Source organism: Bradyrhizobium oligotrophicum (assembly GCF_051168495.1).
GTDB lineage: Bacteria > Pseudomonadota > Alphaproteobacteria > Rhizobiales > Xanthobacteraceae > Bradyrhizobium > Bradyrhizobium oligotrophicum_A.
Window position 1 is genome coordinate 1 of sequence record NZ_JBNPVB010000048.1, and the last position, 6,863, is coordinate 6,863.

General features: G+C 65.4%; 8 protein-coding genes. 3 read left to right on the forward strand and 5 right to left on the reverse strand.

Annotated elements, in window-relative coordinates; genetic code table 11:
• Positions 1-97: 97 nt before the first annotated feature.
• Positions 98-1,639, reverse strand: a complete 1,542-nt coding sequence (locus tag ACQR1B_RS36020; protein WP_434837635.1) for a hypothetical protein — start codon at positions 1,637-1,639, stop codon at positions 98-100.
• Positions 1,640-2,059: 420 nt separating this feature from the next.
• Positions 2,060-2,812 (reverse strand): SDR family NAD(P)-dependent oxidoreductase, encoded by a 753-nt coding sequence (locus ACQR1B_RS36025; RefSeq protein ID WP_434837634.1) that lies wholly within the window; start codon positions 2,810-2,812, stop codon positions 2,060-2,062.
• Positions 2,813-2,902: 90 nt separating this feature from the next.
• Between ACQR1B_RS36025 and ACQR1B_RS36030 the strand changes: the two genes are divergently transcribed.
• Positions 2,903-3,214 (forward strand): ArsR/SmtB family transcription factor, encoded by a 312-nt coding sequence (locus ACQR1B_RS36030; RefSeq protein WP_434837633.1) that lies wholly within the window; start codon positions 2,903-2,905, stop codon positions 3,212-3,214.
• A gap of 157 nt (positions 3,215-3,371) precedes the next feature.
• On the opposite strand, the gene ACQR1B_RS36035 is transcribed toward ACQR1B_RS36030, so the two are convergent.
• A complete protein-coding gene (locus ACQR1B_RS36035) occupies positions 3,372-3,641 on the reverse strand; it encodes a hypothetical protein (RefSeq protein ID WP_434837632.1) in 270 nt (89 codons plus the stop codon).
• A gap of 321 nt (positions 3,642-3,962) precedes the next feature.
• Between ACQR1B_RS36035 and ACQR1B_RS36040 the strand changes: the two genes are divergently transcribed.
• Together ACQR1B_RS36040 and ACQR1B_RS36045 are read left to right on the forward strand one after the other, a co-directional pair.
• On the forward strand, positions 3,963-4,709 hold the full coding sequence (locus ACQR1B_RS36040; RefSeq protein WP_434837631.1) for a hypothetical protein: 747 nt from the start codon (positions 3,963-3,965) through the stop codon (positions 4,707-4,709).
• Complete coding sequence (locus ACQR1B_RS36045) at positions 4,706-5,119, forward strand: cytochrome P450 (protein ID WP_434837630.1); 414 nt, start codon at positions 4,706-4,708, stop codon at positions 5,117-5,119. Before ACQR1B_RS36040 ends, ACQR1B_RS36045 begins: the two co-directional genes overlap by 4 nt.
• 108 nt (positions 5,120-5,227) lie before the next feature.
• On the opposite strand, the gene ACQR1B_RS36050 is transcribed toward ACQR1B_RS36045, so the two are convergent.
• Together ACQR1B_RS36050 and ACQR1B_RS36055 are read right to left on the reverse strand one after the other, a co-directional pair.
• Entirely contained in the window at positions 5,228-6,403 is a 1,176-nt protein-coding gene (locus tag ACQR1B_RS36050) for a zinc-dependent alcohol dehydrogenase (RefSeq protein WP_434837629.1), read from the reverse strand.
• A 73-nt stretch (positions 6,404-6,476) separates the two neighbouring features.
• Positions 6,477-6,710 (reverse strand): DUF2171 domain-containing protein, encoded by a 234-nt coding sequence (locus ACQR1B_RS36055; protein ID WP_434837628.1) that lies wholly within the window; start codon positions 6,708-6,710, stop codon positions 6,477-6,479.
• Positions 6,711-6,863 lie beyond the last annotated feature (153 nt).

The following is a 6,863-nucleotide window of genomic DNA, read 5'->3' on the forward strand; positions in this document are numbered from 1 at the left end:
CTGACTCTCCGAGGGTTCGAGTGTGGAAACCCAAACCTATCGGAAGGGCTCGCTCACCGCTCCCCCATGGAATCTACCGCAGTTCGTTGACAGCCGACTATTTGAAACACACCGACGTATCGCCCGGGGTGAACGAATTGCCCGGCATCGGCCGCAGCGGGGTCAGCTTGGGGTTGGCGGTCGCCAGCCGCTTGGCATAGGCGCCGAGCGCGGCGTTCATGGTGTTCAGGCGGTCCTGGGCGTCGGGGCGCTGCAGCGGCGCCGTGACGACGCCGGAGGCGTAGACCTCGGCGCGGGACCATTGCTGGCCCTGCACGATGCGGCCGACCAGGCGCGACTTCAGGTCGGCGGCGCTGTCGCCCGCGGCGCTCTTGCCCCCGACGACGTTCGGCGGCAGCAGGCTCGGATTGACGATCCAGCCGCGCGGCTTGGCCACCGCGTTGCCGAACAGGATCAGTTCGTCGAGCGTGTTGTTCAGCGCCACATAGTCGCGCAGCGGCAGGCTGGCGTCGCCGGTGCCGGTCTCCTGGACGTGGCTCGCCAGATGCGGACCGGTGGCGCAATAAGTGCCGAACACCAGCTTGATGCTGCCGGAGCTCATCGTCATGTAGCTGCCGACATCCGAGCCGCCCGGAGGCGACGGCGCGTCGTCGCCGCAGAAGGTGCCGTGCGAGGAGGCATCCTGCAGGGAATGCAGATAGAGCCCGATCCGGGCGATCTGCACCGGCACCGGTGGCTTCCTGGGGTCATCGAACAGCACGCCGGTCGTCCGGCTCTTGTCGTCCAGCCAGGATTTCAGCTGGGTGTAGTCGACATTGCCGTTGCTGTTGTCGAGGATCTTGGGCCCCGAGGTGACGTTGATGGCCGGTCCGATCGCGTAGTTCTCCAACAGGGGAACGTTGCCGCTGAGCGGAACATTCGCGAGACATGTCGGGCCGCTGAAGTTGGACGAGCCGTTCGGCGTGGTGTAGCCGGCGGTGCACAGCAGGCCCGGGGCGTCGTCGCCCTTCATGGCCCATTGCCGGAGATCGTACAGCGTGCCCTGATAGACGCTGTCGAGGGTGATGGGATAGCCGGGCGGCGGATAGTGGAACGGATACACCGCCTGGACGCCGCTGGCGCCGTGCACGTCGGTGCCCTGCCCGTTCGGCGAGAAGTTCAGCACATAGTGATAGAGCGGCCCGTCGGTGGTGTTGTTGGTGCGCTGGAAGCCGTTGAACTTGGCGGTGATGTAGCTGGCGCCCGAATTGGTCGATGTCGCCTGCCCGCCGCACTGATCGATCGGCGCATATTGCGCGTAGTCAGCGTTCTCGTTGTAGGCGGCGATCCAATAGGCGACGTCGGCGCGATAGCCGAGCGCTTGCGCGATGAAATAGGTCGAGTCGGCATGGACCATGCTGCGGCCGGGCGGGATGGCAGCGAACTGCACCGCCTCGAGCAGGCAGCCGCGATTGAGCGCTTCCGCCGGATTGCGGCACGCGCTGGCCGGCGCGATGCAGTTCTTCAGCCCGTCCTTTACGCGCGGAATGCAGATGTCCTCCAGGAACGCGTGCGCCGTGCGCGGCGCGATCAGTCCCCAGCCGAGAACCGCCGATCCCACGACGACGGACAGGGTCGATAGTGCAAAGCCAATGCGCATGGAAATCTCCTTGGTCATTCGAAATCCAGACGGCCGGGAGCTGAAGCATGGCAAACGCCATCGTCCGGCCGGTGGGAGGTGAAACACCGATCTCGTCCGCGATGCGCGCATCACGGATTCGCAAGCCGATTTGATCCTATATCGGCTGGCATATCAACCTATAGTTGTTTCCTCCAATTGCCCTAGGCCTCGCCCTCGTGAGAACCGAGGCTCCCTGAGGTCTTTTTTCCTCGGGAAAACGCGAGACGGCGTGTAGGGTGGGCAAAGGCGTGCCCCGCACGCTTGGCGAGTCAAACTGTTTCGCGCGCCGTGCCCACCATCCACACCCACCAGCGCCGATGGTGGGCACGCGCCGCCTCTCGGCGCTTTGCCCACCCACCGGTTCACTGGTCGTTGTTACGAGCGCAGCGACATCCTTGCTCAGCGCAAGCCGCCGGTTACGTGCAGCGTCTCGCCGGTGACGTAGGACGCATCGTCCGAGGCGAAGAACGCGACCGCCGCGGCGATCTCCTCGGCCTTGCCGACCCGGGCGAGCGGCGTGGCGGTTTCGATCCATTTGCGCATGTCGCCCTCGTGCAGGCCGGCGGCGACGACGCCTTCGGTCACGATCATGCCGGGATTGATGGTGTTGACGCGGATCTTGCGCGGCGCCAACTCCTTCGACAGCACAGAGGAGATCGCGTCGACCGCCGCCTTGGTCGCGGTGTAGACGGCGGTGTTCGGCGGCGTCAGCGTCGACACGCCCGATGAGATGTTGACGATGCTGCCGCCGGCCGGATTGAAATGGCGCGCGGCTTCCTGCGAGACGAGAAGCAGCCCGAGCACATTGACGTCGAACTGGCTGTGGAAGTGCTCCGGCGTAATGCCGTCGAGCGGCGCGAACGCATAGACGCCGGCATTGTTGACGAGGATGTCGATCGGCCCCAGCGCCTTGACTGTCTCGGCAACCACGGTCTTGACGTCACCGGGATTGGCGAGATTGCCGTGCACGGCCACCGCCTTGCCGCCCTTGCCGGTGATCGCGGCGACGACGCGGTCGGCTCCCTCGCGGCTGGAACTGTAGTTGACGGCCACCGCGGCGCCTTCCGCGGCAAGTCTTGCGGCGATCTCCGCGCCGATTCCCTTGGATGCGCCGGTCACCAGTGCCACCTTGCCTTCAAGTCTCTTGCTCATCCTGCTCTCCCATGCGCCACGGCGCTGCTTCAATGGTTCAGAACTAGTGAACTATTGAACGGGCGCAAGAGCGTCGCTATATGATTTTTCATGGCGCAATTGTTTCACCCGTCGCGGGAGGACATCACCTTGGCCGGCGTGCTGTCAGCGCTCGCCGATCCGATGCGGCTGCGCATCGTCAAGAGCCTGATGCAGCAGAACGACTGCATGTCCTGCACCGAAGCCGCGCCCTGCCCCGACATGGCCAAATCCACCTTGTCGAACCATTTCCGGATCCTGCGCGAGGCCGGCCTGATCCAGACCACGAAGAAGGGCGTCGAGCACCGCAACGTCGTGCGCGAGGCCGACCTCAACGCCCGGTTCCCGAAATTATTGAAGACGATCGTGGGCTGCGCGGATTGAAAACGTAGGGTGGGCGAAGGCGCGCCCGCCCGACCTTGTTGGCAATATATCTCGCGCGCCGTGCCCACCGCCGCACATACCAACGCCAGTGGTGGGCACGCGCCGCCTTCGGCGTCGCTTTGCCCACCCTTGCACGTTCGTCGCGGACGCATCACGGTCAAATCGGATAGCGCCATTTCAACGAGCGGCGGAGGAAGAAGGCCGCGGCAGCGACGATCGGCAGCGCGATCAGGTCGGCCCGCAACACGACGCGCGGGAGGTGAATGAACATCGGCGTAAAAATCATGGCGAACAGCACCAGCAGAACAGCCATGTATGTGTAGTAGAGAGGCGACTTGAAAATGCCGGTCGGCGCCAGTTCGGCGTGGGACATCGGTTGCGGCAACAGGCCCACAAGCAGAGCACCGAGGAAGTCCAGACCGTCCATGATGTCACCGTCCGTGGGTTCGATCGCTCAGTAGGGCCGCCCGGATCAGCCTAAGGGTATCGAACCATTTCGTGCGGTCTGCTTTGCTCATGTGCCGATCACATCTTGATGTGTGATCGAGACCAGCTTGCGGGTTCGATCCGCGCATCGAACAGATGGTCGAGCAAGAGGCTGGCGGCATCGGCGCATTCTTCCATCGCGGGCACGCCCATCATCATTGCGCGAGCACCGATTGATCCGGCCCCCGTTCGCCCTACCTAGAACGACAGCCGTCATGACGTGCGGCGCAAGGCGTGTTCCAAGTCAGCAGCGAGCCTCAGAATGACCGCTCCAATCCAGCACCGCGCACGGGACCACACGCCGCAAGACAAGGGTTCGAACGGGATCCGGATCGACAGCTTCGCGGCTGCACGCGAGGTGTTGCGCTCGGGCGACGTGCGGCAGGCCGGCTTCAATGCCGAACTCGTGCATCGCTTCATCGGCCCGCGCCACGCGCCGGTGCTCTATCAGGACGGCGAGCCGCATCAGAAGCAGCGCAGCGCCACGGCGCGCTTCTTCACGCCGCGGGTGGTCGCCACCCGCTATGCCGCGCTGATGGAGGCGACGAGCCGCGAGCTGGTGGAGCAGTTTCGCGCGACGGGGCGCGCGCGTCTCGACGACATGAGCCTCGAGCTGGCGGTCGCGGTCGCCGCCGATATCGTCGGGCTGACCGACAGCCCGCGCGATGCGATGGCGACCCGGCTTAACCGCTTCTTCTCGGTGCCCGTCGGCCACGGATTCATCGCTACGCTGCGTAACGCCGTCCGCGGCCAGCTTCTCACCCTCGGCTTCTATCTGTTCGACGTGCGGCCAGCGATCCGCGCTCGCCGCCATCAGCCGCGCGAGGACGTGATCTCGCATCTGCTCGCGGAAGGCTATTTCAACCGCGAGATCCTGACCGAATGCCTCACCTACGGCGCCGCGGGCATGGCCACCACCCGCGAGTTCATCGTCATGGCCGCGCTGCGCCTGTCGAGCATGACGATCTCAGGGCGCGCTTTCTCGGCGCGCACGAGCCGGAGCGCATGAGCATTCTCGAAGAGGTGCTGCGGCTCGAGCCTGTCGTGTCCGTGCTCAAGCGCCGCACGGCGTGCGCCATGACGGTGGAGAGCGATGCCGGCGCGATGGCGATCCCGGCCAACACCCTGCTGGAGATCGATGTCGGCGCCGCCAACCGCGATGCCGCCGCGGCGGGCGCCTGCCCGCACCAGCTCGATCCGGATCGCATCAGGCCCGCGAAAGGCTCAGCCAGCCTGATGAGCTTCGGCGACGGGCCACATCGCTGCCCCGGCGCCGCTGTGGCGCTGCACGAGGCCGCGATCTTCCTCGGCCATCTGCTGCGCGTCCCCGGCATCAGGCTCGAGCGGCGCCCGACATTGACCATGAACCCGGTCAGCACCGGCTATGAGTTGCGCGATGCGGTGATCGTCGCGGCATGAGCCGATCGGGCGCTGCGCCCGACGGGAGCACCGCCGCCGTCATGGCGCGCAGCGAAGCAAACCAGGATCACGCCGCGTAGACGGGCTGGATTGCTCGCGCTCGCAATGCTACCGCCCCGGCCGCAGCACGACCTTGATGACACCGTCCTCTTTGTCGCGAAACTTCTGATACATCGCGGGCGCGTCTTCGAGGCTGGCCGGATGGGTGACGACGAAACTGGGGTCGATCTGGCCCTCCTGGATCAGCTTCATCAGCGGGCGAGTATAGGCCTGCACATGGGTCTGCCCGGTCTTGATCGTCAGTCCCTTGTTCATGGCCGCGCCGATCGGGATGTTGTCGCCCATGCCGACATAGACGCCGGGGATCGAGACCGTGCCGGCCTTGCGGCAGCACATGATCGCCTGGCGCAGCACGTGCACCCGGTCGGTGGTCAGGAACGTCGCGGCCTTGACCTTGTCGAGCACGGCATCGGCGGCGCCATTGCCGGAGGCTTCGCAGCCGACCGCGTCGATGCAACTATCAGGGCCGCGCTTGTCGGTGAGCCGCATCAGTTCGTCATAGACGTCGGTGGTCGAGAAATCGATCGTCTCCGCGCCGCCGGATTCGGCCATCGCCAGCCGCTCGGGGACCTCGTCGATCGCGATCACGCGGCCGGCGCCGAGCAGCAGCGCCGAGCGGATGGCGAATTGGCCGACCGGGCCGCAGCCCCAGATCGCGACGGTGTCGCCGGGCCGGATCTGTGCGTTCACGGCGGCCATGTAGCCGGTCGGGAAGATGTCCGACAGGAACAGCGCCTGCTCGTCGGTGACGCTGTCCGGCACCTTGATCGGTCCGACATCGGCCATCGGCACGCGCAGATATTCGGCCTGCCCGCCGGAATAGCCGCCGAGCATGTGGCTGAAGCCGAACAGGCCGGCCGGCGACTGGCCCATCGCCTTGGCCGCGATCTCAGCGTTCGGATTGGTGCGGTCGCAACAGGAGAACAGGCCCTGCTGGCAGAACCAGCATTGCCCACAGCTGATGGTGAAGGGGACGACCACGCGGTCGCCGACCTTCAGGTTGGTGACCTCCGAGCCGAGCTCGATCACCTCGCCCATGTTCTCGTGGCCGAGAATGTCGCCGCTCTCCATGGTCGGCTGATAGCCGTCGAGCAGATGCAGGTCCGAACCGCAGATGGCGCAGGCGGTGATCCTGATGATCGCGTCGCGCGGATGCTGGATCTTGGGATCGGGAACGGTATCGACCCGGACGTCGCCTTTTCCGTGCCAGCAGAGTGCGCGCATGTTTTATTCCTTCTGGTTGCGTGCCCCAACCGGCGGCGCCGCGAGCGTTCCTCGGCAGCGCCGGATCCGTCTCCTACTGCTCCTGCTCCATCGTCACGGCCACCGCGCCGATCGCCGACAGCCGCACCTGGTCGCCTTCGACCTCGGCCACGAGGCTCTTGTCGATGAAGTGATGGTGCCCCTTGTGGCTACCCTCGCCGCTGTCCTTCTTGGTCAGCTTGATGCGATTGCCTTCGACCTGGTCGACGGTGCCGACATGCACGCCGTCGGCGCCGATGACCTCCATGTGTTCCTTGATGTCCTGCACGATGGGCTCCTGTTTGGTTGATGAGCGCGGCTCGAAACTGCCTCAACCGATGGGTGAGCGAAGGGTTCCGCCGAAGCCGTAGATTCCATGGGGGAGCGGTGAGCGAGCCCTTCCGATAGGTTTGGGTTTCCACACTCGAACCCTCGGAGAGTC

Bases quoted from the DNA above. Each gene is read 5' to 3' on its own strand.
- ACQR1B_RS36030 (WP_434837633.1), top strand. From the start codon at position 2,903: ATGGCGCAATTGTTTCACCCGTCGCGGGAGGACATCACCTTGGCCGGC.
- ACQR1B_RS36025 (WP_434837634.1), bottom strand. From the start codon at position 2,812: ATGAGCAAGAGACTTGAAGGCAAGGTGGCACTGGTGACCGGCGCATCC.
- ACQR1B_RS36050 (WP_434837629.1), bottom strand. From the start codon at position 6,403: ATGCGCGCACTCTGCTGGCACGGAAAAGGCGACGTCCGGGTCGATACC.
- ACQR1B_RS36020 (WP_434837635.1), bottom strand. From the start codon at position 1,639: ATGCGCATTGGCTTTGCACTATCGACCCTGTCCGTCGTCGTGGGATCG.
- ACQR1B_RS36035 (WP_434837632.1), bottom strand. From the start codon at position 3,641: ATGGACGGTCTGGACTTCCTCGGTGCTCTGCTTGTGGGCCTGTTGCCG.
- ACQR1B_RS36045 (WP_434837630.1), top strand. From the start codon at position 4,706: ATGAGCATTCTCGAAGAGGTGCTGCGGCTCGAGCCTGTCGTGTCCGTG.
- ACQR1B_RS36040 (WP_434837631.1), top strand. From the start codon at position 3,963: ATGACCGCTCCAATCCAGCACCGCGCACGGGACCACACGCCGCAAGAC.